We start from the raw sequence: 22846 nt of genomic DNA on the forward strand, positions 1-22846 counted from the left end.
TATGCCGGAATCGCCCACACCAGCACCACCGGTTCCACGAGCACCGGGACGGCGGACACTGTCCCCCAAGTCCATAGTCGTCTGGAGCCTGGTCGCCCTGGCCGGCGCCATCGGCTGGGCCACCCTCGCGCTCTCGCGCGGTGAAGAGGTCTCCGCCGCCTGGATGCTGGCCGCGGCGCTGGGCTCGTACGCCATCGCGTACCGCTTCTACTCCCGGTTCATCGCCAACCGGGTGCTGAAGGTCGACAAGAACCGCGCGACCCCCGCCGAGCTGCTGGACAACGGTGTCGACTTCCACCCCACCGACCGCCGGGTCCTGTTCGGCCACCACTTCGCCGCCATCGCCGGGGCGGGCCCGCTGGTCGGCCCCGTGCTCGCGGCACAGATGGGCTACCTGCCCGGCACGATATGGCTCGTCGTCGGCGTCATCTTCGCCGGTGCCGTCCAGGACATGGTGACACTGTTCTTCTCCACCCGCCGCAACGGCCGTTCGCTCGGGCAGATGGCGCGCGACGAGATAGGCCCGGTCGGCGGGATCGCCGCCCTGATCGCGGTCTTCGTCATCATGATTATCCTGCTCGCGGTCCTCGCGCTGGTCATCGTGAACGCGCTCGCCCACTCGCCGTGGGGCGTCTTCTCCATCGGCATGACGATCCCGATCGCCCTCTTCATGGGTGTCTATCTGCGCACCCTGCGGCCCGGCAAGGTCAGCGAGGTCTCCTTCATCGGCGTCGCGCTGCTGCTGCTCGCGATCGTCTCCGGCGGCTGGGTCGCCGAGTCCTCCTGGGCGGGCTTCTTCACCCTGGAGCCGGGCACACTGGTCATCTGGATGATCGTGTACGGGTTCCTCGCCTCCGTGCTGCCCGTGTGGCTGCTGCTGGCCCCGCGCGACTACCTCTCCACCTTCATGAAGGTCGGCACCATCGGGCTGCTGGCCCTCGGCGTGGTCGTCGCGCTGCCGACCCTGAAGATGCCCGCGGTCACCGACTTCGCCACCAGCGGCTCGGGCCCGGTCTTCGCCGGCTCGATGTTCCCGTTCGTCTTCATCACCATCGCCTGCGGCGCGCTCTCCGGCTTCCACTCCCTGGTCTCCTCCGGCACCACGCCGAAGATGGTCCAGAAGGAGACGCAGATCCGGATGATCGGCTACGGCGCCATGCTGGTCGAGTCGTTCGTGGCGATCATGGCGATGATCGCCGCCTGCATCATCGACCCGGGCCTGTACTTCGCCATCAACGCGCCCGTCGGCGTGATCGGTGACAGCGTCCAGTCCGCCTCCCAGGCCGTCGCCAACTTCGGCTTCACCATCACCCCGGATGCCCTCGCCCAGGCCGCCAAGGACGTGGAGGAGGCGAGCCTGCTCTCCCGGACCGGCGGCGCGCCCACGTTCGCGCTCGGCATGTCGGAGATCTTCTCCGCGGTGATCGGCGGGACCGCGATGAAGGCGTTCTGGTACCACTTCGCCATCATGTTCGAGGCGCTCTTCATCCTCACCACCGTGGACGCCGGCACCCGGGTCGGGCGCTTCATGCTCCAGGACATGCTGGGCAACGCCTACAAGCCGTTCCGCGAGGTCAGCTGGAAGCCGGGGGTCTGGTTCGCCAGCGCCGTCGTGGTGGGCGGCTGGGGCTACTTCCTCTGGGTCGGTGTGCACGACCCGCTGGGCGGCATCAACCAGCTCTTCCCGCTCTTCGGCATCGCCAACCAGCTGCTGGCCGCCGTCGCGCTGGCCGTCTGCACCACCCTGCTCGTCAAGTCCGGCCGCCTGAAGTGGGCGTGGGTCACCGCGGTCCCGCTCGCCTGGGACGTGGCGGTCACCCTCACCGCGAGCTGGCAGAAGATCTTCTCGCCGGACGTGAAGGTCGGCTTCTTCGCCCAGCGCGACAAGTACCAGGCGGGCATCGACGCGGGCGAGGTGCTGCCGCCGGCCAAGTCCATGGACGACATGCAGACCGTCGTCACCAACTCCACCGTCGACGGCGTGCTGTGCACGCTCTTCGCCGTCCTCATCATCGTGGTGCTCGTGGACGCCGGCCGGGTCTGCTTCAACGCCATCCGCGACCCGGAGAGCGCCAGGCTCCACGAGGCGCCGTACGTCGAGTCCAAGCTCGTCGCCCCGGCCTCGCTCCTCGCGACCAAGGAGGAGAAGGCCGAACTGGCCGCCGCGGGCGTCGGCCCCGAGGGAGGCATCCGCAAGGAGGCGGCGGGGACAGGGAGCCGGACATGACCGGCGCGGACGTACGGCGGGTGGCGGGACGGATCCGCTGGTACGTCCGTGAACTGACCGGCGAGTCGGCGTACGACCGCTATGTGGCGCACGCCCGGTCCCACGATCCGGGCACGCCGGTCATGACCCGCCGCGCCTTCGAACACAGCCGCACGGACGCCCGCGAGGCGGACCCCCGCGAGGGCTTCCGCTGCTGCTGACCACCACCGGCCGAACGGGGCCGTCGCACCCCTCCCAGGGGCGCGGCGGCCCCATTTCGCACCCCCGCAAGAGGGCCCGCGTGCGCCGCCGATACGGAAAAAGCCGGGCGAAGAAGCCAGACCGCCGTACCGACATCTGTTCACGCCGACACAACATGTGGGGGCTTCCTCAACGAGCGCCCCCCACATGTATGCTCGACCTCGCTGTCGCCGCAGGGGAATCCGGTGCGAATCCGGAACTGTCCCGCAACGGTGTGATCAGTGTGCTTTTGCACACCCGAAGTCCGAAGACCTGTCGACAGCGCGTCCGGCTCGACCGAACCGGACGCCAGACGTCCGGGCCTCGCGGATGGGCCGGTGGACGCCGTGAGCAGTGCTGCCCTTCGGGGCATCGTGCTGCCCGGCTCCCCCGCTCGCCGCCGGCCCCCAGCCGAGCGAGGGAAAGCCCAGTGACCATCGCGCCCGCCGATCCGGTTTCAGCCACCGAATCCGCTGCCTCCACCGCGTCCGGAGCAGGCACGAACGACGGACCCGGGACCGCCCTGCTGCGGACCCTGACCGACCTCACCGTCGATCTGCCCGACACCGACCCCGGACGGGTCGCCGCCTCCGCGCTGCGCGGGCGCAACGCCCGCTCCGACGAGGCCGAGCTGCGCTCGCTGGCCACCGAGGCCGCCGCGGGGCTGATCTCCGAGGACCCGGCGTACTCCAAACTCGCCGCCCGGCTGCTGACCCGCACGATCGCGGACGAGGCCGCCGGCCAGGGCGCCACGCGCTTCTCCGCCTCCGTCGCCGTGGGCCACCGCGAGGGTCTGATCGCCGACCGCACCGCCGACTTCGTCGCGCTCCACGCGGCCGCGCTCGACGAACTCGTCGAGCAGGCCATGGCCGAGGGCGCGGACGACCGCTTCGGCTACTTCGGTCTCCGTACGCTGCACAGCCGTTACCTGCTGCGCCACCCGCTCACCCGTCAGGTCATCGAGACCCCGCAGCACTTCATGCTGCGCGTGGCCGCGGGTCTGGCCGAGGACGACTCGGTGCGGGCGCTGGACGAGGTCGCCGCGCTCTACCGGCTGATGAGCCGACTGGACTACCTCCCCTCCTCCCCCACGCTCTTCAACTCCGGCACCCGGCACCCGCAGATGTCCTCCTGCTACCTGCTGGACTCGCCCAAGGACGAGCTGGACTCGATCTACGACCGCTACCACCAGGTGGCGCGCCTCTCGAAGCACGCCGGCGGTATCGGCCTCTCCTACTCCCGTATCCGCGCCCGTGGTTCGCTGATCCGGGGCACCAACGGGCACTCCAACGGCATCGTGCCGTTCCTCAAGACGCTGGACGCCTCCGTCGCGGCGGTGAACCAGGGCGGCCGCCGCAAGGGCGCGGCGGCGGTCTACCTGGAGACCTGGCACGCGGACATCGAGGAGTTCCTGGAGCTCCGCGACAACACCGGTGAGGACCAGCGCCGTACGCACAACCTGAACCTGGCGCACTGGATCCCGGACGAGTTCATGCGCCGCGTCGACACGGACACCGACTGGTCGCTGTTCTCCCCCGCCGAGGTCCCCGAGCTGGTCGACCTCTGGGGCGACGAGTTCGACGCCGCCTACCGCGCGGCCGAGGCCAAGGGCCTGGCCCGCAAGACGATTCCGGCGCGTGAGCTGTACGGCCGGATGATGCGGACCCTCGCGCAGACCGGCCAGGGCTGGATGACGTTCAAGGACGCCTCCAACCGGACCGCGAACCAGACCGCCGAGCCGGGCCGGGTCGTGCACTCCTCGAACCTGTGCACGGAGATCCTCGAAGTCACGGACGACGGCGAGACGGCCGTCTGCAACCTGGGCTCGGTCAACCTGGGCGCCTTCGTGGCGAACGGCTCGATCGACTGGGAGCGCCTGGACGCCACCGTGCGTACCGCCGTGACGTTCCTGGACCGGGTCGTCGACATCAACTTCTACCCGACCGAGCAGGCCGGGCGCTCCAACTCCCGCTGGCGGCCGGTCGGCCTGGGCGCGATGGGCCTCCAGGACGTCTTCTTCCAGCTGCGCCTGCCCTTCGACTCCCCCGAGGCCCGCGCGCTCTCCACGAAGATCTCCGAGCGCATCATGCTCGCCGCGTACGAGGCGTCCTGCGACCTCGCCGAGCGTTCGGGCCCGCTGCCCGCATGGTCCGAGACCCGGGCCGCACGCGGTGTGCTGCACCCCGACCACTACGACACCGAGCTGAACTGGCCGGAGCGCTGGGACACCCTGCGCGCCCGGGTCGCGAAGACCGGCATGCGCAACTCGCTGCTGCTAGCCATCGCCCCGACCGCCACGATCGCCTCGATCGCCGGTGTGTACGAGTGCATCGAGCCGCAGGTCTCCAACCTGTTCAAGCGCGAGACGCTCAGCGGTGAGTTCCTCCAGGTCAACGCCTACCTGGTGAACGAGCTCAAGAAGCTCGGCGTGTGGGACGCCCGCACCCGTGAGGCGCTGCGCGAGGCGAGCGGCTCGGTGCAGGGCTTCGCCTGGATCCCCGAGGACGTGCGGGCGCTGTACCGCACCGCGTGGGAGATCCCGCAGCGCGGCCTGATCGACATGGCGGCGGCCCGTACGCCGTTCCTCGACCAGAGCCAGTCGCTCAACCTGTTCCTGGAGACGCCGACGATCGGCAAGCTCTCCTCGATGTACGCGTACGCCTGGAAGCAGGGGCTGAAGACGACGTACTACCTGCGTTCGCGCCCGGCGACCCGGATCGCCCGTGCCGCGTCCGGCCAGGCGTCGGCCGCCGCCCCCATTCCCGTACAGCAGGCTTCGGCTCCCGACGCGGACGCCATCGCCTGCTCCCTGGAAAACCCTGAGTCCTGCGAGGCCTGCCAGTAATGAGCACCAACGACACCAAGAACCTGCTCGACCCGGGCTTCGAGCTGACCCTGCGTCCCATGCGCTACCCGGACTTCTACGAGCGCTACCGGGACGCGATCAAGAACACCTGGACCGTCGAGGAGGTCGACCTCCACTCGGACGTCGCCGACCTCGCGAAGCTTTCGCCGGGTGAGCAGCACATGATCGGCCGGCTGGTGGCGTTCTTCGCGACCGGTGACTCGATCGTCTCGAACAACCTCGTGCTGACGCTGTACAAGCACATCAACTCCCCCGAGGCGCGGCTGTACCTGTCGCGGCAGCTCTTCGAGGAGGCCGTGCACGTCCAGTTCTATCTGACGCTGCTGGACACCTATCTGCCCGACCCGGACGACCGGGCGGCGGCGTTCGACGCGGTCGAGGAGATCCCCTCGATCCGCGAGAAGGCCCAGTTCTGCTTCAAGTGGATGGACTCGGTCGAGAAGATCGACCAGCTGGAGACGAAGGCCGACCGCCGCCGCTTCCTGCTGAACCTGATCTGCTTCGCGGCCTGCATCGAGGGGCTGTTCTTCTACGGCGCCTTCGCGTACGTGTACTGGTTCCGCTCGCGCGGTCTGCTGCACGGTCTCGCCACGGGCACCAACTGGGTGTTCCGTGACGAGACGATGCACATGAACTTCGCGTTCGAGGTCGTGGACACCGTCCGCAAGGAGGAGCCGGAGCTCTTCGACGACGCTCTCCAGCAGCAGGTCACCGACATGCTGAAGGAAGCGGTCGAGGCGGAGCTGCAGTTCGGCCGCGACCTGTGCGGCGATGGCCTGCCGGGCATGAACACCGAGTCGATGCGCCAGTACCTGGAGTGCGTCGCCGACCAGCGGCTCGCCCGCCTCGGCTTCCCGACGGTGTACGGGTCGGAGAACCCGTTCTCCTTCATGGAGCTGCAGGGCGTCCAGGAGCTGACGAACTTCTTCGAGCGCCGCCCGTCCGCCTACCAGGTGGCGGTCGAGGGCTCGGTCGGGTTCGACGACGACTTCTAGGCCTTCGCCCAACCCTTCGGGTAGGAGCGCCGCGTGACCTTATAAGGTCGCGCGGCGCTTTCCGTTTCCGTGGGCTGCGCCTCCCCCCGTTCCGCGTCGCGGAGCCGGCGGTCGATACGGCGCTCGCGGACGAAGCCGATGGCGGCCGGGAGAGCGACGAAGGCGAAGAGGGCGGTCACGGTGAGGTAGTCCAGGAAGAGGTTCATGGCTCCACCTTCGTCCGCCTGGAGAGATTTAGTCAGTGGCAGCACTGCCACACAGCATCAAATTCCTGCCACACTGGCTCCATGCTGAAAAACGTCGCCGCCCTGCTGCTGGACGAGGTCCACCCCTTCGAACTCGGCGTGCTGAGCGAGGTCTTCGGCCTGGACCGCAGCGAGGAGGGCCTGCCCGTCCACGACTTCGCGGTGGTCTCCGCCGAGGGCCCCGAGCTGCGCACCCACGCCGGCTTCACCATCCGCACCGAACACGGCCTGGAGCGGCTGGAGGAGGCCGACCTCATCGCCGTACCGGCGGGCAGCCACTTCATGGACCGGGAGTACCCGGAAGAGGTCCTTGAGGCGCTGCGCCGGGCCGTGGAGCGCGGGGGGCGGGTGCTGAGCGTCTGCTCCGGCGCGTACGTCCTCGGGGCGGCGGGCCTGCTGGACGGCCGCCGCTGCACGACGCACTGGCGCCACGCGGCGGAGCTGGCCCGCCGCTATCCGAAGGCGATCGTGGAGCCGGACGTGCTGTACGTCGACGAGGGCCCGGTGATCACCTCGGCCGGGACCGCCGCCGGGATCGACGCCTGCCTCCACCTGGTGCGCCAGGCGTACGGGCAGGACGCGGCCAACACCATCGCCCGGCGCATGGTGGTGCCGCCGCACCGGGACGGCGGGCAGGCGCAGTACATCAGCCGCCCGCTGCCCCGGAACGCGTGCGACACGGTCGGCTCCACGCTGGCGTGGATGGAGCACCACCTGGACCGGGAGATGTCGGTGGAGCAGCTGGCGGCGCTGGCCCACATGTCGCCGCGCACCTTCGCCCGCCGGTTCCAGCAGGAGACCGGGACGACTCCGTACCGCTGGCTGCTGCGGCAGCGGGTGCTGCTGGCCCAGCATCTGCTGGAGACCTCCGACCGGACGATCGACACGATCGCCGGGCAGACGGGCTTCGGCACGGCGGCGACCCTGCGCCACCAGTTCGTCCGCACGCTCGGGACGACGCCGAACGCCTACCGCCGGACCTTCCGGGGCCCGGCGGGCACGGTGCCCGACGTCGCCTGAGCGCGGTGCGGGTGGGGCGTGCTCAGGCGTTCGGGACGGTCTCGTAGCGCGGGGTGCCCTCTTCCATCTGCCGCAGCGCGTCCTTGCGGTCGCGCTTGGAGAGCCGGTCGATGTACAGGTAGCCGTAGAGGTGGTCCGTCTCGTGCTGGAGGCAGCGCGCGAAGTAGCCGCTGCCGCGCACCTTGATCGGGTTGCCCTGGGCGTCCTGGCCGCGCACCACCGCGTAGTCGGGGCGGGCCAGGGAGGCGTACGCGGTCGGGACCGAGAGGCAGCCCTCGTTGGAGTCGTCCAGCACCCGCGCCTCGGGGGCCAGCTCCTCCAGGACCGGGTTGCAGACCACGCCGGTGTGCCGGTTGCCGTCGTCGTCCGGGCAGTCGTAGACGAAGACCTTGAGGTCGACGCCGATCTGGTTGGCCGCCAGGCCCACGCCCTCGGCCGTCTTCTGGCTGGCGAACATGTCGTCGATCAGCTGGGCCAGCTCGTCGCCGAACTCGGTGACGTCCTTGCACTCCTTGTGCAGCACCGGGTTGCCCACGACCGTGATCGGACGCGACGTGCCGCGCTCCCGGTACGCGGCCTCGCGCGCCTCGCAGTCCTCGGTGTCGACGATGAACCCCTCGTCGTCCACGCCGATCCGCCCGTCCGTCTCCTGCTGCGACATGTCCGCCGTACGCCTTCCTGCAAAACCTGAACTCGGTGACCCCGCCGGACCCGGTCGAAACCCGGGAACCACGGGAGGAACAGCACCGCGATCGGTGCGCGTACAGCCTACGGGCAGCGGTCAGCAGACTTCTTCGAGATCCCGCCACTCGCGGCTGTCCGGGCTGTCGGCGACCCAGCCGTCCAGCAGCCCGCGGACCAGTCCGGCCGGGGCCGCGAGACCGCACTCGCGCTCGGGGACCCAGAGGTCACCGCCGCCCGCGGTGCGGTGGCCCAGCGGTCCCGGGTGGCCCGGCTCGCTGTGGTCGTGCGGGTCCAGGTGCTCCCCGTCGCCCTCGTCGCTCTCCATCCGGCTCTCCGAACAGGCCCGGCAGAGCAGCCGTACGGAGGAGGACCAGTCCTCGGCCGCGAACCCGGCGTCCGATGCCAGCTTCTCCAGCGCGTCCCGGTCCTCCTCGGTGGCCGCCTCCAGCAGCACCACCCAGGTCGGCACCGGGGAGGGCGCCCACAGCTCGATCTCGTCGAAGACCGGGTACGAGGGTCCGGCGGCGGTGACCCGCTCGCCGTTGGGCACCCCGTCGTGCAGCACGACCTCGCCCCAGCGCCGGCCTGAGGACGGCAGCGGGATGGAGAGCACCTCCATCCGGGCCGGGTCGAGCCGGCGCCCCCAGACGACCTCGGCCTCGCCCTCCGGCGAGAGCCGGACCGCCGCGCTGCCCAGCTCCATACCGGCAGGCTCGGTGGTGGCCGCGCTGTTCAGCCCGGAGCCGGGCACCTTGAGGCCGTACGCCTGCCAGGCCCGGCGCGCCAGCGGCCAGTCCTGGAGCGCGGTGGCGGCGATGCCCACGTTCCACCAGTCCGGGGCGCCGGACTCGCGGTCCAGCAGCGCGACCGCCCGCAGGCCCGCCGCGCGCGCCTGCTCCCAGTCGTGCCGGAACTTGTGGAGCAGCGCCAGATTGAACCAGGACTCCGAGAGCCAGGGCTCCAGATCCGCCGCGCGCGTCAGCAGCGCCCCCGCGTCCTCGTACCGGCCGTCGCCGATCAGCGTGAACGCGCGGTCCGTGGCCTGCCGCCAAGAGGCGGACGGCCGATGCCGTACCTTCCCGAAGATCCTCACGATTCCCGCCTGTCCCGACTGGACACCCTCGTTTTCCGCTCTGCTTTCGCATCCAACCATGCCCGGCCGGACGCCCGCTCATTACCCATGGGTTACCCAGCCCCGGCCCGGGTCAGACCGCCCCGGCCGAGGACTCTCGCGAGGGCTTCCACCACCTGCGGCTGGTGGTCGTGGCCGGTGGAGAGCCTGAGCTCCTCCAGCGCCCCCAGCGGCCCGCCGACGCCTTCCCCGCACAGGTCGTCGTATGCGTTGACCGTCCTGACGATCCTGGCGGCAGGGAGCTGCTCCCGGTACGGATCGGCCTGCTGTTCCACCACCGCGGCGACCTCCGGGTCCACCCCGGTCAGGCGCACCACGGCCCCGCCGAGCAGCGCGATCCGGCGCTGGTCGGCGGCGGGCAGCCGGGCGGTGGCCCCGTCGGCGACCGGGTCGAGCAGGGAGAGCTGGCCGATGTCGTGCATCAGGGCCGCGTACTCCAGCACGGTCAGCTGCGCCCCGGTGAGCCCCAGCTCCCGCCCGACGGCGGTGGCGAGCGCGGCGACCCGGCGGGCGTGGCCGGGCGGGGTGTACCCGGCGATCTCGGTGGCGCGGGCGAGCGAGGCGATGGTCTGCCGGTAGGTCGTGCGGACGGCCGCGTACCGGCGGAAGGAGACCTGGGTCAGCAGCAGCGGCACACAGAGCACGGGCAGCGCCCACAGCCCGGCGACGGCCACCCCGAGCGCCAGCACCACCCCGCTCGCCCCGACCGCGGGCCCGATCCCGGCGAGCGCCCGCAGTTCCTCGCCGAGGAACGGTCCGTACGGGGGCGGGGTCCCGGTGCCGTACGGCAGGGCCCGGCAGCGCGCCACGAGGGCGGCGAGCAGGGCGTCGCAGACGGCGGTCAGCGCCAGCAGCCCGAGCAGGAACAGCGCGAAGTACAGGCCCTCACCGAACCACCGCACCGCCTGCCCGGAGTTGTAGAGCGGCTGGAAGCAGACGGCCGCGAACCCCACGGTGAGCACCCGCCGCGCCGCCCGGTCCACCTCAGGACCGCCGCCCCCGGCGAGCTGCGGCACGGCGGCCACGAGCTGTGCGGCGACGACCACGGTGACCACCTGCAGGGGCCCGTGCCCGGTCGGCTCCCCCGCGCTGTCCCCGAGCAGGGCGTACGCGAGGGCCCCGGCGGCGGCGAGCGGCGCGGGCTCCCGCTCCCCGGGCGCCCCGCCCCGGCGGGCCAGCTCCCCGAAGGCGACGAGGAGCCCGAAGGCGAGGGCGTGGCCCGGTCCGGTGAGGCCGTATCCGAGGGTGTGGGCCGACGCGGCGAGGGTGAGGACCAGGGCGGCGGCGCGCATGGCTAGGAGGGCGGGCGGGATGAGGATCCCCGACGGGGTGAGGCTTTTCACGGGGACCGGTCCGGGGCGGGGCGGCGGTCCTGGGTCCGGGCCGGCCCGCGTGCTCCGGCCCGGCCCCGGGCCGTGGGCACCTCCGCCAACGTCTCGTCCGCCGTGACGGCGGTGCCGGCTCCGCTCCAGCCGTGCCGGTCCAGGGCACGGACGAGCGCCCGCACCATCCGCGGGTCGAACTGGCTGCCCGCGCACCGCCGCAGTTCGGCCAGGGCGGCGGGTACGGGCCGCGCGCGCCGGTAGGAGCGGGTCGAGGTCATGGCGTCGAAGGCGTCGGCGACCGCGACGATCCGGGCGGATTCGGGGATGGAAGCGCCGCTGAGCCCGTACGGATAGCCGGTGCCGTCCAGTCGTTCGTGGTGGTGCAGAATCGCGGCGCGGGCCTCGTCCAGGAAGCCGATGGACCGGACGATCTCGTGCCCGTACTCCGGGTGCAGTTCCATGACCCGGCGCTCGTCGGGGGTGAGCGGGCCGTCCTTGCGCAGCACCCGGGTGGGCACGCCCAGCTTGCCGACGTCGTGCAGGATCCCGGCGAAGCGGAGCGCCTCCAGCCGGCCGGGGTCCATGCCGAGTTCACGGGCGATCAGGACGGAGGCCCGGCCGACCCGCTCGCTGTGGCCGCGCGTATAGGTGTCCTTGATGTCGACGGCCTGGACCAGTGCGCGGATGGTGGCGCGGTGGGCGGCGTCCTCGCGGTGGTACTGGGCGAAGACCCAGCAGGAGATGTACATCGGCAGCAGCACGAAGAGCGCGGAGAGCGGCCCGTACGAGCTGCGCCAGAGCACGGCCATCATCAGCCCGGCGAGCGCGTGCACCAGGTGGGGTCCCAGGGCGCGCGGCAGCAGGGTGCGCCAGGAGCGGCGTACGGGCTGCCCTTCGGCCGCCGCGAGGATGAGGCAGTCCAGGGCGGTCAGCACCAGGGAGAAGGTGAGGGCGGCCGCGCCCGCGGGCAGCAGGGCGTACGGGAAGTCCGGCGTGGAGGCGCCCCCCAGGGTGGCGGGGCCGCCGAGGAGTACGTGGGTCCAGGAGGCGGCCCAGCAGGCGAGGGCGAGCTGGGCGGCCCGCCAGGTCCTGCGGGCCGCGAAGGGCGGCCGGTCCACCCGGCCGGCCAGTGACGCCACCGCCGCGACCAGCGCGGCGGCCGGGGGCGGCAGCAGGAAGGCGGCGGCAGGCAGCAGGGGGAGGAACGATCCGGCACCGGTCCGGACGGAGCCCGGGTCGAAGCGGCGGCCCACCGCCTCGCAGGCGAGGCAGAGAGCGGCGAGCAGCACCGCCGTGCGCCAGGGGGTTGCGGCCTCCGGGCGCAGGGCCGGGAGGGCGCAGCAGGCGGCGCAGACCACCACCGCCAGGATGCAGGCGCGCGCCGCCGCCGGTGTGCCTCTCACGCCCGCACTCGCCCCCCGCTGGTCGCTGGAGGCGCCACGTTAGCGACGCGGCGGGCTCACCGAGCCGCAACGGGGGTGATTAGCACATTCGGGTGACTATTCGCGCGCCGTGGCGGCCTGGTCCGTTCCGGCGACGGTGATGTCCTGCTCGGGCACGGCCTCGCCGGCCCTGATCAGGTCGATCCTGCCCATCACCTTGGAACGCAGGTCGGTGGGGACCTCGTCCTGTCCGCAGCAGCGCTTGACCAGCTTCTTCACGGCCTGTTCCAGGCCGTACTTCTCCAGGCACGGCGAGCACTCCTCGAAGTGCACCTCGAACTTGGTGCAGTCGCCCTCGGGCATCTCCCGGTCGAGAAACTCGTAGAGATGGTCGAGGACCTCCGAGCAATCCGTCTCGTGCGGCTCTCCGCAGCTCATGAGGTAGAGCCCTTCCGATCGTCCGAGTCACCGGCACCGGCCGCGACGAGCCCGCGCTCACGGGCGTAGTCCTCCAGCATGCCGCGCAGCTGACGGCGGCCGCGGTGCAGCCGGGACATCACCGTACCGATGGGAGTCCCCATGATGTCCGCGATCTCCTTGTAGGCAAAGCCCTCTACATCGGCGAGATAGACGGCGATGCGGAACTCTTCGGGAATCGCCTGGAGCGCCGACTTCACGTCGGAGTCCGGCAGGTGGTCGAGGGCCTGGGACTCGGCCGAACGCAGACCGGTCGACATGTGCGACTCGGCGCGCGCCAGCTGCCAGTCCTCGATCTCCTCGGCGGCGCTGCGCTGGGGCTCACGCTGCTTCTTGCGGTACGAGTTGATGAAGGTGTTGGTGAGGATGCGGTACATCCACGCCTTGAGGTTCGTGCCCTCACGGAACTGGTGGAAGGAGCCGTACGCCTTCGCGTAGGTCTCCTGGACCAGGTCCTCGGCATCGGCGGGGTTGCGCGTCATGCGCAGCGCGGCCGAGTACATCTGGTCGAGAAAACCGAGGGCGTCCCGCTCGAAGCGCGCGTTGCGCTCGGCGGTCGTCTCCGGTGCACGGCCGTCGTCGGTCCCTGTGTCGGTCCCAGTGACCGGACCCACCTCCTCCAACGATGTGGCGGAGCCGAAACCGGACCCGCTCGCCTCGGAGAATAGTCGACCTTGCTTCGAGACGGGCTGTCGATCCTGCTTCGTGGCAGGCTGCCGATCGGATCCGCCCACGGACCGCTCAGGAGTGGTCCTCGCCGCATGCAGCACGGTCCACTCCAGTTCAGCGGCGTTCGAGCGGCTCGGGCAGATGGTCGAACCCATGCGACGGACTCCCTCTCCACGTACGACGTTGTTGTACCGACGTCCCGAACAACAGCGCCCCCGTACGCCGCATTCCCGGGGTCCGGGTCACCGGAGTGCGACGAGCCACTTCTCCACCGCACCGGTCAGAACGCCCATCGCCCCGGCCTCGTCCAGCCCTGACTTCTTCGGTACGGCGAAGCCGTGGTCGCCGTACGGCACCTCCCGCAGCTCGTACGGCCCGGGCGGGAACTCGTCCGGTCGGCCGAACGGGTCGTTGCCGCCCTGGACCACCAGGGTGGGCACGCCGGTGCCGAGCAGCTCGTCCGCCCGGGACTTCTCGGGCCTGCCCGGCGGGTGCAGCGGGAAGCTGAGGGCGAGCACGGCCAGGGCGCCCAGCTCGGTGGCGGTCCGGCAGGCGACCCGGGCCCCGGCGCTGCGCCCCGAGGAGACGACCGGGAGCCCGGGGGCGGCCAGGGCGGGCCACACTCCGCGCCAGCCGGTGTCCAGGGTCTTCGGGGCGGGGGCCATCTTCTTGCCGGCCACCCGCCAGGGCTGCTCCACCAGGGCGACGGTGACCCCGTGTCCGGGCAGGGCGGCGGCCAGGGCCTTCAGGTCGCGGGCCTCGATGCCCCCGCCCGCCCCGTGGCCCGCGGCCAGCAGGAGACGGGGCTCGGGCGCGGGGAACCAGGTGATCCTGGCCTCACCGGCGTCGGTGGTGACGTTCTGCGTACGCGGTTGAGGGCTCACCGCGCCATCCTCTCCCGCACCCCGCTCAGAACAGCGTGGACTCCTCCGGCGCGGCCAGCTCCTCCAGCAGTTCGGGTCCGTTGTTGCGGACGTTGCTGACGGCGGTGGCGACCGGGTAGGCGCGCATCAGCCCGCCGGGCGGCGGCTCCAGCAGGGCGCGCAGCTCGTCGAGGCCCGTGTGCGTGGGGTCGAGCCAGGTGTCCCAGCGGTCCGGGGTGAGCATCAGCGGCATCCGGGGGTGGATGTCGGCGAGCGCGCCGGGGCCCTCGGCGGGGGCGACGGCCAGGGGCGTGGTCTCGGCCTCGGTGGTGATCACCGAGCACGTCACCCACCAGGCGTTCCCGTGGTCGCCGGGGAGGGTCGGGTCGCGCCAGAACTCGTACAGTCCGGCCATCGCGAAGACCGAGCCGTCGGCGGGGGTGACGAAGTAGGGCTGCTTGCGCGCCCTCTTCTTGCCCTTCTTCTCCTCCAGCTGCCGTTCCTCGGCGCCGGTGACCCACTCGTAGTAGCCGTCGGCGGGCAGGATGCAGCGGCGCTGGGCGAAGGCGCGGCGGAAGGAGGGCTTCTCGTGCACGGTCTCCGCGCGGGCGTTGATCATCCGGGCGGCGCCCTCGGGGGTTTTCGACCAGGAGGGCACGAGCCCCCACTTCAGGGCTCGCAACTGGCGAACCGGACGCTGGTCGTCCGCGTCCTTAACAGGACGCTCCAGTACCGCGTAGACCTCTTTGGTCGGCGCCACGTTCCAGTCCGGCTCCAGGGTCTCGGTGGGTTCCCACTTCTCGATCCCGAAAAGTCCGGTCAGGTCCTCGGGCCGCCGACTCGCTGCATACCGTCCGCACATAAGTGCCAGACTGCCACGACCGCCCGCCCCCGCCGCAAGGAGTCGCCCGGCCGATGAACAGCACCGAACTGGGCGATCTGTGGGATCGCCTCACCGGCACCCAGTCGGCCCCCGAACAGTGGCTGGTGGTGGTGACGGCCGCCCTGGCGCTCATCGCGGTCGTGCCGAACCCGATATGGCGGCTCGCGCGCAACACCATCACCATCGCCCACGAGGGCGGCCACGGACTGGTGGCCCTGCTCACCGGGCGTCAGCTCTCCGGCATCCGGCTGCACTCGGACACCAGCGGGCTGACCGTGAGCCGCGGCAAGCCCACCGGGATCGGCATGATCCTCACCGCGGCGGCCGGCTACACGGCCCCCTCGCTGCTGGGCCTGGGCGGTGCCTGGCTGCTGACCAACGGCCGGATCACGCTGCTCCTGTGGATCGCGACGGCGCTGCTCGCCACGATGCTGGTGATGATCCGCAATGTGTACGGGGCTCTCACCGTCATCCTGACCGGCACGGTCTTCCTGCTGGTTTCCTGGCTGACCTCCTCCGACGTGCAGTCCGCCTTCGCGTACGCGGTGGTCTGGTTCCTGCTGCTGGGCGGGGTGCGGCCGCCCTTCGAGCTCCAGTCCAAGCGGCGGTACGGGGGTGCGCCGGACTCCGACGCCGACCAGCTGGCCCGCCTGACGCACGCCCCGGCACCGCTGTGGCTGTTCCTCTTCCACGCGGTGTCGCTGTGCTCGCTGATCGGCGGCGGGCGCTGGCTGCTGGGCTGGTGAGGGCCCGGACCGGAGCTGCGGGGCCCTGGAGACCGGGGCTCCGAGGCCCTGAAGGGCAACTCCGGTCCGTACCAGTCTTTCGTTAGGAGCCGGTTTCCGCCCTTTTCCGCAGGACCCAGGTTCACTCGGAACCACTAAAGTGATGGCCATGACCGAGAGTTCCGTGCACCCCGCCCTCTGGCCCGCCCCTCACGCGAGCGGAGCCGTCGACGCGACCGTCACCGTGCCCGGATCGAAATCGGTCACCAACCGGGCGCTCGTCCTGGCCTCGCTCGCCTCCGAGCCGGGCTGGCTGCGCCGCCCGCTGCGCTCCCGCGACACCCTGCTGATGGCCGAGGCGCTGCGCGCCATGGGCGTCGGCATCGAGGAGACGGTCTCCTCCAGCTCCACCGTCGCGGGCGAGCCCGACGGATCCGGCGAGGCCTGGCGGGTCATCCCGGCGGGGCTGCACGGCCCTGCCACCGTCGATGTCGGCAACGCCGGCACCGTCATGCGCTTCCTGCCGCCCGTCGCCACCCTCGCCGACGGCCCGGTCCGCTTCGACGGCGACCCCCGCTCCTACGAGCGCCCGCTGACCGGCGTGATCGAGGCGCTGCGGGCCCTGGGCGCGCGGATCGACGACGACGGGCGCGGCGCGCTGCCGCTGACGGTGCACGGCGGCGGGGCGCTGGACGGCGGCCCGGTGGCGATCGACGCGTCGTCGTCCTCGCAGTTCGTCTCGGCGCTGCTGCTGTCGGGGCCGCGCTTCAACCAGGGCGTGGAGGTCCGGCACACCGGCTCCACCCTCCCCTCGATGCCGCACATCCGGATGACCGTCGACATGCTGCGGGCCGTCGGGGCGCAGGTGGACGAGCCGGAGACGGGTGGCGAGCCGAACGTCTGGCGGGTCTCCCCCTCCGCGCTGCTCGGCCGGGACCTGACGATCGAGCCGGACCTCTCCAACGCGCAGCCGTTCCTGGCCGCCGCGCTGGTGACGGGCGGCCGGGTCACCATCCCCGACTGGCCCGAGCGCACCACCCAGCCGGGTGACGCGCTGCGCGAGATCTTCACCGCGATGGGTGGCAGCTGCGAGCTGACCGAGCGCGGGCTGACCTTCATCGGTACGGGCCGGATCCACGGCATCGACGTGGACCTCGGCGAGGTCGGCGAGCTGACCCCGGGCATCGCGGCGGTCGCGGCGCTGGCCGACTCCCCCTCCACGCTGAGCGGCGTCGCCCATCTGCGTCTCCACGAGACGGACCGGCTGGCCGCGCTCACCAAGGAGATCAACGAGCTGGGCGGTGACGTCACCGAGACGGCCGACGGGCTGCACATCCGCCCGCGCCCGCTGCACGGCGGCGTCTTCCACACGTACGACGACCACCGCATGGCCACGGCCGGGGCGATCATCGGCCTCGCGGTCAAGGGCGTGGAGATCGAGAACGTGGGCACCACCGCCAAGACCCTGCCGGACTTCCCGGACATGTGGACCGGAATGCTCGGGGCCTAGGACATGCGCCGCTACGGGAAGAACCCCGACGAGGACGACATCCGCGTCCGACCCAACCGCAAGGGCAACCGGCCGCGTACGCACATCCGGCCCAAGCACGAGGACGCCGAGGACGGCATGGTCCTCACCGTCGACCGGGGCCGGCTCACCTGCCTCGTCGACGGCCGGACCGTGGTGGCGATGAAGGCCCGCGAGCTGGGCCGCAAGGCCGCCGTGGTGGGCGACACCGTCTCCATCGTCGGGGACCTCTCGGGCGAGAAGGACACCCTGGCCCGGATCGTGCGCATCGCCTCACGCCGTACGGTGCTGCGCCGCACGGCCGACGACGACGATCCGTACGAACGTGTGGTCGTGGCCAACGCCGACCAGCTGGCGATCGTGACCGCGCTGGCCGACCCGGAGCCGCGCCCGCGCATGATCGACCGCTGTCTGGTGGCGGCGTACGACGGGGGTCTCACCCCGCTCCTGGTGCTGACCAAGTCCGACCTGGCGTCGCCGGACAAGCTGCTGGAGGCGTACACGCCGCTCGGCGTCCCGTACATCGTGACCAACCGCGAGGAGCTGGAGAGCGGCGGCGCGGCGGACCGGGTGCGCGAGCAGCTGAACGGCAAGATCACCGCGTTCGTCGGACACTCCGGTGTCGGCAAGACGACGCTGGTCAACGCCCTGGTCCCGAAGGACCGGCGGCGGACCACCGGCATCGTCAACGCGGTCACCGGCCGCGGCCGGCACACCACCACCTCCGCGCTCGCGCTGCCGCTGCCCGACGGCCGCGGCTGGGTCGTCGACACCCCCGGCGTACGGTCGTTCGGGCTGCACCACGTCGACCCGTCGCGCGTCATCAACGCCTTCCCCGACCTCCAGCCGGGCACCGAGAACTGCCCGCGCGGCTGCACCCACGACGAGAATCAGCCGGAGTGCGCGCTGGACGCCTGGGTGGCCGAGGGGCACGCCGATCCGGCCCGGCTCGACTCCCTGCGTCGGCTGCTCTCGACCCGCGAGCGGCGCGAGGGCGACTGACCCGGCACCGGCGCCTTGGACCGGCCGCGATGTGACCGCATTCGGCCCTTGCGCTCCGGGCGGGTTTGCGCGAGTTTCAACGATTGGTAAAGGCATAATCGCACCGAACGGAACCCATCAGTCACCTACGCAGGAGGCAACGGACGATGGCATGGCTGCTGGTCGTGGTCGCCGGACTGCTGGAGACCGGCTTCGCCGTCTGTCTGAAGCTCTCGCACGGGTTCACCCGGCTCTGGCCGACAATCGCGTTCGCCGCTTTCGCCCTGGGCAGTTTCGGCCTTCTGACGCTGGCCCTGAAGAAGCTGGACGTCGGACCGGCGTACGCGGTGTGGACCGGCATCGGAGCGGCCGGTACGGCGATCTACGGCATGGTCTTCCTCGATGACGTGGTCTCGACGCTGAAGCTGGTGTCGATCTCGCTGGTGATCCTCGGAGTGATCGGGCTCCAGCTGTCCGGCTCCACGCACTGACGCCGCCGTCAGCCCTGGGAGGCGGCCTCCCGGATCAGCGGCTCGAACTCGTTCCGTACATAGGTGTCGAACGGCTCCCTCAGCGCGCCGTCGATCACCCGCCGCACCCGGTGCTCCGCGGCGAACGCCCTGATCGCCGCGCGGGAGCCCGGACCCACACCCCCGCCGATGATCAGCACGCCGAACTCCCCGGTCCGCAGCAGCGTCAGGGCCTCCTCGTCGGTGCTCACCCCCTGCGCGTCGAAACCGTCCGCGCGCAGCGTGGCCAGCACCGCCGTCACCCTGGCGGGCGTCCTTCCCAGCACCAGCGTCCTCATGGCCGTTCCTCTCCCGTGGGTCGACATCGGCGCCCCTGAACCTAGAGCCTCAACCAGGCTTGAGGTCAACCCCTGCTCCCCCGTCGTGGCAGCAGCACGATGCGCCGGGCAGGACCGGTCACGGCAGGGCACGATCACGCAGGAGAGCGCGAGCCTCAGCACGAGCTCGCAGCGCTCCGCCGCCCTGCCCGCCGCCTCGGCCGAGTCCGGCTCCGCAGTCGAGTCCGGCTCGGCGGCCGAGGCCGGCCCCGCGACGGGAAGCGACGCCGCCGCCATCCGGTCCCGGGCCAGCCCGAGCAGCCGCGCGGGGCCCGGGACATCGCGGCCGGGCCGCGGCAGCCCTTCCTCCCAGAGCCCCGTGAGCAATCCCTTGACCAGCGGGTCCTCGCGGGCGGCCCGTACGGTCCAGAACGCCACGGCCGCCGGGTGCTCCGGCGCGGGCGCCGTCAGTGCGCGGTCCACGCCGGTCAGGTAGCTGTCGGCGGCCTGTGTCAGCAGGGCGGTGGCCAGCCCGCCCTTGGTGCCGAACTCGTTGTAGAGGGTCTGCCGGGAGACACCGGCCAGCGCGGCGACGTCGACCATCCGCACCGTGCGCCAGGGCCGGTCGGCGAGCGCCCTGAGGGCGGCGTCCAGCAGGGCTTCTCGCGCTGTCGGCATCGCCGCCTCCCATACCCAGGGGCCTGCGGTTCAGAGTTGAGGCGCACATGACGACTGTCAAGGGTCCGCGTACGGGACGGGGGCCGGTGGCCCCTGCACCGTACGGCTGGATACTGTGACGGCATGCCCGACTACCACGATGATCTGCGCCTCGCCCACGTACTGGCGGACGCCGCCGACGCGGCGACGATGGACCGGTTCAAGGCTCTCGACCTGAAGGTGGAGACCAAGCCGGACATGACGCCGGTGAGCGAGGCCGACAAGGCCGCCGAGGAGCTGATCCGCGGCCACCTCCATCGGGCCCGCCCAAGGGACGCGATCCTGGGCGAGGAGTACGGCATCGAGGGCACCGGGCCGCGGCGCTGGGTGATCGACCCGATCGACGGCACCAAGAACTACGTACGCGGTGTGCCGGTGTGGGCGACGCTGATCTCGCTGATGGAGGCGGGCGAGAACGGTTTCCAGCCGGTGGTCGGGGTGGTCTCCGCGCCGGCGCTGAGCCGGCGCTGGTGGGCGGCGAAGGGCGCGGGCGCGTTCTCCGGGCGGAGCCTCACCTCCGCGACCCGGCTGCGGGTGTCGAAGGTGGAGACCATCGCGGACTCCTCGTTCGCGTTCTCCTCGCTGACCGGCTGGGAGGAGCAGGGCCGCCTCGACGGCTTCATGGACCTGACCCGGGCCTGCTGGCGGACGCGGGGGTACGGGGACTTCTGGCCGTACATGATGGTCGCCGAGGGTTCCGTGGATATCTGCGCGGAGCCGGAGCTCTCGCTCTGGGACATGGCGGCGAACGCGATCATCGTCCAGGAGGCGGGCGGCCGGTTCACCGATCTCGACGGGGTCGACGGTCCCGGTGGCTCCAACGGGGCCGCGTCGAACGGCCTGCTCCACGACGAGCTGCTGGGCTACCTCAACCAGCGCTACTGAGACCCCTGCCGGTCACCGGGCGCCCCGGGGAGTGCCGCGCGTGCTTGCGCACTCCCCCGGTACGCGCCCGGTCCACCCCTTGTTGAGTCGGCCCAAGGGTGCAACTCTGAGAGTCCCCCCCACTTGTGAACTTGTGAATCGGCTCACAGAGTCGGCGCACCGAGGAGGTGGCTCGTTTCATGCTCGTCCGTGACGCCATGAGCACGGTGGTCCTCACCATCGGCCCCACCCACACGCTCCGCCAGGCCGCCCGGCTGATGTCGGCCCGCCGCATCGGGGCCGCCGTCGTCCACGACCCGGACACCTGTGGGCTCGGGATCATCACCGAGCGCGACATCCTCAACGCGATCGGATCGGGCCAGAACCCCGATCTGGAGACCGCGTCCGCCCACACCACCACCGATGTGGTGTTCGCCGCCCCGGCCTGGACCCTGGAGGAGGCCGCGGAAGCCATGACGCACGGCGGGTTCCGGCACCTGATCGTGCTGGACGGCAACGGCCCGGTGGGCATCGTGTCGGTGCGCGACATCATCCGCTGCTGGGCACCGACCCGCCGCCGTACGGTGGCCTCCGCCGGGTCGGCGTAGGAACGGCCGGTGGGCCGGACCCCCGTGAGGGGATCCGGCCCACCGTCGACGGCAGGCGCCCGGTCAGCCGCGAAGGGCCTGGACCGCGGCTTCCAGCCGCTTGCCGAAGTCGCCGTCCGCCTGGCGGAAATTGTTGATCGCGCGCTCGGCGATGTCGTCGCGCGAGACCTGGGAGATGAACCCGGCGAGGTTGTCGACCAGCCGGCCCTTCTCGTCCTCGGTCAGGAGCCGGTAGAGGTCGCCCGCCTGCACGAAGTCGTTGTCCTCGGCGTGGCTGTAGGCCTCGTGGTTGCCGGTGTCACCGGTGACCGGCGTGGACTGCCAGAGCGGGCGGTCCGTCTGGAAGGGGCCGCCGAAGCTGTTCGGCTCGTAGTTCTTGGTGCCCTTGTGACGGCCGTCGTAGAGGTAGCCGTCCCGGCTGTTGGTGCGCGCCTCGGTGGCGTGCGGGCGGTTCACCGGCAGGTGGTCGGCGTTGATGCCGACGCGGTAGCGGTGGGCGTCGCCGTACGCGAAGAGACGGCCCTGGAGCATCTTGTCCGGGGACGGGCCGATGCCCGGCACGAAGTGCGCGGGGCTGAAGATCGACTGCTCGACCTCGGCGAAGATGTTCTCCGGGTTGCGGTTGAGCTCCAGCTTGCCGATCTCGATCGGCGGGTAGTCCGCGTGCGGCCACACCTTGGTGAGGTCGAACGGGTTGAAGCGGTACGTCGCCGCGTCCGCCGCCGGCATGATCTGGACCTGCACCGTCCAGGACGGGAACTCACCGCGCTCGATCGACTCGCGCAGATCGCGCTGGTGCGAGTCGGGGTCGACGCCGGAGAGCCGGACGGCCTCCTCGGTGGTGAGGTTCTTGATGCCCTGGTCGGTCTTGAAGTGGTACTTGACCCAGAAGACCTCGCCGGCCTCGTTGTTCCACTGGAAGGTGTGCGAGCCGTACCCGTTCATGTGGCGCAGCGTGGCCGGGATGCCGCGGTCACCGAAGAGCCAGGTCACCTGGTGCGTCGACTCGGGCGACAGACCCCAGAAGTCCCAGACGTTGTCCGCCTCCTGCGAGCCGGTGTACGGGTCGCGCTTCTGGGTGTGGATGAAGTCGGGGAACTTGATGGCGTCCTTGATGAAGAACACCGGGGTGTTGTTGCCGACGAGGTCGTAGTTGCCCTCCTCGGTGTAGAACTTCAGCGCGAAACCGCGCGGGTCGCGCACGGCGTCGGCGGAGCCGAGGTTGCCGGCGACCGTGGAGAAGCGCAGGAACGTCTCGGTCTCCTTGCCCACCTCGGAGAGGAACTTCGCCCGGGTCCACTGTGAGACGTCGCGGGTCAGCGTGAAGGTGCCGTACGCGCCGGCGCCGCGGGCGTGCACGACACGCTCCGGGATGCGCTCCCGGTTGAAGTGGGCGAGCTTCTCCAGCAGCGCCTGGTCCTGGACCAGGACCGGACCGCCGACGCCCGCGGTCTCGCTGTTCTGGTTGTCGCCTACCGGCGCCCCGGCCTCCGTGGTGAGCGGTCCCTGCGTCACGTGCGCCTCCTGCGTCATGTCTTGTACAAGCCTGTCCCTTGGCGAATGCCGGTCTCGATCCTACAATGGACAATGTCTAAGTCAAGTGAACATCCAACTTCACACCCGATCGGGACTCGGTCCCCCCACTGTTA

At 71.2% G+C, this 22846-nt stretch carries 21 protein-coding genes, 1 pseudogene and 1 riboswitch; of the genes and pseudogenes, 11 read left to right on the forward strand and 11 right to left on the reverse strand.

The genetic code is table 11. The features are described from left to right. The first annotated feature begins 1 nt into the window (after position 1). The 4 genes from ACK8N7_RS10970 to ACK8N7_RS10985 all read left to right on the forward strand — a co-directional run bounded on the left by ACK8N7_RS10970 (position 2) and on the right by ACK8N7_RS10985 (position 6307). Positions 2–2227, forward strand: coding sequence for a carbon starvation CstA family protein (locus ACK8N7_RS10970; protein WP_403209602.1), 2226 nt, complete (start codon positions 2–4; stop codon positions 2225–2227). Further along, positions 2224–2427, forward strand: a complete 204-nt coding sequence (locus ACK8N7_RS10975; RefSeq protein ID WP_500442079.1) for a YbdD/YjiX family protein — start codon at positions 2224–2226, stop codon at positions 2425–2427. Before ACK8N7_RS10970 ends, ACK8N7_RS10975 begins: the two co-directional genes overlap by 4 nt. A 191-nt stretch (positions 2428–2618) precedes the next feature. Further along, positions 2619–2741, forward strand: a riboswitch (cobalamin riboswitch). Between the two features lie 135 nt (positions 2742–2876). Further along, entirely contained in the window at positions 2877–5291 is a 2415-nt protein-coding gene (locus ACK8N7_RS10980; protein WP_403209598.1) for a ribonucleoside-diphosphate reductase subunit alpha, read from the forward strand. Beyond that, entirely contained in the window at positions 5291–6307 is a 1017-nt protein-coding gene (locus ACK8N7_RS10985; RefSeq protein ID WP_319342872.1) for a ribonucleotide-diphosphate reductase subunit beta, read from the forward strand. The genes ACK8N7_RS10980 and ACK8N7_RS10985 overlap by 1 nt, the downstream gene beginning before the upstream one ends. On the opposite strand, the gene ACK8N7_RS10990 is transcribed toward ACK8N7_RS10985, so the two are convergent. After that, entirely contained in the window at positions 6304–6513 is a 210-nt protein-coding gene (locus ACK8N7_RS10990; protein ID WP_500442081.1) for a hypothetical protein, read from the reverse strand. The genes ACK8N7_RS10985 and ACK8N7_RS10990 overlap by 4 nt on opposite strands. 81 nt (positions 6514–6594) lie before the next feature. Here ACK8N7_RS10990 and ACK8N7_RS10995 point away from each other — a divergent pair, with 81 nt between their 5' ends. Next, complete coding sequence (locus ACK8N7_RS10995) at positions 6595–7572, forward strand: GlxA family transcriptional regulator (RefSeq protein WP_500442083.1); 978 nt, start codon at positions 6595–6597, stop codon at positions 7570–7572. Positions 7573–7594: 22 nt separating this feature from the next. Here the strand turns inward: ACK8N7_RS10995 and def are convergent, their stop codons facing one another. The 8 genes from def to ACK8N7_RS11035 form a co-directional block, all read right to left on the reverse strand. Further along, positions 7595–8233 carry a peptide deformylase gene (gene def, locus ACK8N7_RS11000; RefSeq protein ID WP_403209592.1) on the reverse strand — a complete coding sequence of 213 codons (639 nt, stop codon included), beginning with the start codon at positions 8231–8233 and terminating at the stop codon, positions 7595–7597. Between the two features lie 120 nt (positions 8234–8353). After that, positions 8354–9349, reverse strand: coding sequence for a tetratricopeptide repeat protein (locus ACK8N7_RS11005; RefSeq protein WP_403209590.1), 996 nt, complete (start codon positions 9347–9349; stop codon positions 8354–8356). Positions 9350–9441: 92 nt separating this feature from the next. Beyond that, on the reverse strand, positions 9442–10680 hold the full coding sequence (locus ACK8N7_RS11010) for an HD-GYP domain-containing protein (protein ID WP_403210070.1): 1239 nt from the start codon (positions 10678–10680) through the stop codon (positions 9442–9444). 47 nt (positions 10681–10727) lie between these two features. After that, positions 10728–12116, reverse strand: a complete 1389-nt coding sequence (locus ACK8N7_RS11015; protein ID WP_403209588.1) for an HD-GYP domain-containing protein — start codon at positions 12114–12116, stop codon at positions 10728–10730. 96 nt (positions 12117–12212) lie between these two features. Further along, positions 12213–12533: a mycothiol system anti-sigma-R factor gene (gene rsrA / locus ACK8N7_RS11020; RefSeq protein ID WP_015611246.1), complete on the reverse strand. Its 321-nt coding sequence runs from the start codon at positions 12531–12533 to the stop codon at positions 12213–12215. Then, on the reverse strand, positions 12530–13186 hold the full coding sequence (locus tag ACK8N7_RS11025) for a sigma-70 family RNA polymerase sigma factor (protein WP_018510075.1): 657 nt from the start codon (positions 13184–13186) through the stop codon (positions 12530–12532). Before ACK8N7_RS11025 ends, rsrA begins: the two co-directional genes overlap by 4 nt. A gap of 297 nt (positions 13187–13483) precedes the next feature. Next, positions 13484–14125 carry an alpha/beta hydrolase family protein gene (locus ACK8N7_RS11030; protein ID WP_403209586.1) on the reverse strand — a complete coding sequence of 214 codons (642 nt, stop codon included), beginning with the start codon at positions 14123–14125 and terminating at the stop codon, positions 13484–13486. Positions 14126–14150: 25 nt separating this feature from the next. Beyond that, entirely contained in the window at positions 14151–14966 is an 816-nt protein-coding gene (locus ACK8N7_RS11035) for an SOS response-associated peptidase (protein ID WP_500442086.1), read from the reverse strand. 53 nt (positions 14967–15019) lie between these two features. On the opposite strand from ACK8N7_RS11035, the gene ACK8N7_RS11040 reads away from it, so the two are divergent. The 4 genes from ACK8N7_RS11040 (at position 15020) to ACK8N7_RS11055 (ending at position 18712) form a co-directional block, all read left to right on the forward strand. Then, complete coding sequence (locus ACK8N7_RS11040; protein WP_403209582.1) at positions 15020–15733, forward strand: M50 family metallopeptidase; 714 nt, start codon at positions 15020–15022, stop codon at positions 15731–15733. A 148-nt stretch (positions 15734–15881) separates the two neighbouring features. Further along, entirely contained in the window at positions 15882–17222 is a 1341-nt protein-coding gene (gene aroA, locus ACK8N7_RS11045) for a 3-phosphoshikimate 1-carboxyvinyltransferase (RefSeq protein WP_403209580.1), read from the forward strand. A 3-nt stretch (positions 17223–17225) separates the two neighbouring features. Continuing rightward, positions 17226–18242, forward strand: coding sequence for a ribosome small subunit-dependent GTPase A (rsgA, locus tag ACK8N7_RS11050; protein WP_015611240.1), 1017 nt, complete (start codon positions 17226–17228; stop codon positions 18240–18242). A 146-nt stretch (positions 18243–18388) separates the two neighbouring features. After that, positions 18389–18712 (forward strand): DMT family transporter, encoded by a 324-nt coding sequence (locus ACK8N7_RS11055; protein ID WP_015611239.1) that lies wholly within the window; start codon positions 18389–18391, stop codon positions 18710–18712. A 443-nt stretch (positions 18713–19155) separates the two neighbouring features. Here ACK8N7_RS11055 and ACK8N7_RS11060 read toward each other — a convergent pair. Next, positions 19156–19686 (reverse strand): annotated as a pseudogene (locus tag ACK8N7_RS11060) (TetR/AcrR family transcriptional regulator); the annotation flags it as partial. Between the two features lie 123 nt (positions 19687–19809). Between ACK8N7_RS11060 and hisN the strand changes: the two are divergent. Beyond that, on the forward strand, positions 19810–20610 hold the full coding sequence (hisN, locus tag ACK8N7_RS11065; RefSeq protein WP_403209577.1) for a histidinol-phosphatase: 801 nt from the start codon (positions 19810–19812) through the stop codon (positions 20608–20610). Positions 20611–20789: 179 nt separating this feature from the next. Next, positions 20790–21197 carry a CBS domain-containing protein gene (locus tag ACK8N7_RS11070; protein WP_403209575.1) on the forward strand — a complete coding sequence of 136 codons (408 nt, stop codon included), beginning with the start codon at positions 20790–20792 and terminating at the stop codon, positions 21195–21197. A gap of 63 nt (positions 21198–21260) precedes the next feature. Here the strand turns inward: ACK8N7_RS11070 and ACK8N7_RS11075 are convergent, their stop codons facing one another. Then, on the reverse strand, positions 21261–22730 hold the full coding sequence (locus ACK8N7_RS11075; RefSeq protein ID WP_403209573.1) for a catalase: 1470 nt from the start codon (positions 22728–22730) through the stop codon (positions 21261–21263). Positions 22731–22846 lie beyond the last annotated feature (116 nt).

Source organism: Streptomyces griseobrunneus (assembly GCF_046713465.1).
GTDB classification, from domain to species: Bacteria; Actinomycetota; Actinomycetes; order Streptomycetales; family Streptomycetaceae; genus Streptomyces; species Streptomyces microflavus.

Excerpts from the sequence above, each read along its gene's own strand:
- ACK8N7_RS10970 (WP_403209602.1), top strand. The coding sequence starts at position 2 with ATGCCGGAATCGCCCACACCAGCACCACCGGTTCCACGAGCACCGGGA.
- ACK8N7_RS10975 (WP_500442079.1), top strand. The coding sequence starts at position 2,224 with ATGACCGGCGCGGACGTACGGCGGGTGGCGGGACGGATCCGCTGGTAC.
- ACK8N7_RS10985 (WP_319342872.1), top strand. The coding sequence starts at position 5,291 with ATGAGCACCAACGACACCAAGAACCTGCTCGACCCGGGCTTCGAGCTG.
- ACK8N7_RS10990 (WP_500442081.1), bottom strand. The coding sequence starts at position 6,513 with ATGAACCTCTTCCTGGACTACCTCACCGTGACCGCCCTCTTCGCCTTC.
- ACK8N7_RS10995 (WP_500442083.1), top strand. The coding sequence starts at position 6,595 with ATGCTGAAAAACGTCGCCGCCCTGCTGCTGGACGAGGTCCACCCCTTC.
- def (WP_403209592.1), bottom strand. The coding sequence starts at position 8,233 with ATGTCGCAGCAGGAGACGGACGGGCGGATCGGCGTGGACGACGAGGGG.
- ACK8N7_RS11010 (WP_403210070.1), bottom strand. The coding sequence starts at position 10,680 with ATGCGCGCCGCCGCCCTGGTCCTCACCCTCGCCGCGTCGGCCCACACC.
- rsrA (WP_015611246.1), bottom strand. The coding sequence starts at position 12,533 with ATGAGCTGCGGAGAGCCGCACGAGACGGATTGCTCGGAGGTCCTCGAC.
- ACK8N7_RS11035 (WP_500442086.1), bottom strand. The coding sequence starts at position 14,966 with ATGTGCGGACGGTATGCAGCGAGTCGGCGGCCCGAGGACCTGACCGGA.
- ACK8N7_RS11040 (WP_403209582.1), top strand. The coding sequence starts at position 15,020 with ATGAACAGCACCGAACTGGGCGATCTGTGGGATCGCCTCACCGGCACC.
- aroA (WP_403209580.1), top strand. The coding sequence starts at position 15,882 with ATGACCGAGAGTTCCGTGCACCCCGCCCTCTGGCCCGCCCCTCACGCG.
- rsgA (WP_015611240.1), top strand. The coding sequence starts at position 17,226 with ATGCGCCGCTACGGGAAGAACCCCGACGAGGACGACATCCGCGTCCGA.
- ACK8N7_RS11055 (WP_015611239.1), top strand. The coding sequence starts at position 18,389 with ATGGCATGGCTGCTGGTCGTGGTCGCCGGACTGCTGGAGACCGGCTTC.
- hisN (WP_403209577.1), top strand. The coding sequence starts at position 19,810 with ATGCCCGACTACCACGATGATCTGCGCCTCGCCCACGTACTGGCGGAC.
- ACK8N7_RS11070 (WP_403209575.1), top strand. The coding sequence starts at position 20,790 with ATGCTCGTCCGTGACGCCATGAGCACGGTGGTCCTCACCATCGGCCCC.
- ACK8N7_RS11075 (WP_403209573.1), bottom strand. The coding sequence starts at position 22,730 with ATGACGCAGGAGGCGCACGTGACGCAGGGACCGCTCACCACGGAGGCC.